The organism is Mesorhizobium ventifaucium (genome assembly GCF_935822925.1).
Taxonomy (GTDB): Bacteria; Pseudomonadota; Alphaproteobacteria; order Rhizobiales; family Rhizobiaceae; genus Mesorhizobium; species Mesorhizobium ventifaucium.
Genome location: NZ_CAKXZS010000039.1, coordinates 1 through 411 on the forward strand (window position 1 = coordinate 1; position 411 = coordinate 411).

Genomic DNA, 411 nt, shown 5'->3' on the forward strand with positions numbered 1-411 from the left:
ACTTTTGCAGTTCGATCTGCCTGGTCAGCAAAGAACCGTCTCGCAAGCGCGCCAGATGAAGCCCGAGGACGCCGAACACGCGGTCACCACCGTGATCAAGCGCCTGCAAACGCAGGCCACCGAGATGCAGGCCTGCCTTGCCGCGTTGGAGGAGCCTCGTCAGCGCGTCCTACTCACGCCTGAGCAAATTCGAGAAGCGCACGACAAAATAGGCCAGCTCAAGTTGATGTTATCCGGGGCGCAGGGACTGGCGAAGGCTTTGGACAGCGGAAAGGCCGCTAGTTCCATCGATTGCATGAAGACCTACCCCTTTCCCTCGCAGAACTACCTTGAACACTTGCGGGCAGCCGAGGAGTTGGAGCCTGCGGATCGACCACGGGCGTTGAAGGGGGAGCCAGGCTCGCTGTTCGA

At 60.3% G+C, this 411-nt stretch carries 1 pseudogene; it reads left to right on the forward strand.

The features are described 5' to 3' along the window. Positions 1-411 (forward strand): annotated as a pseudogene (locus tag NMG70_RS27645) (hypothetical protein); the annotation flags it as partial.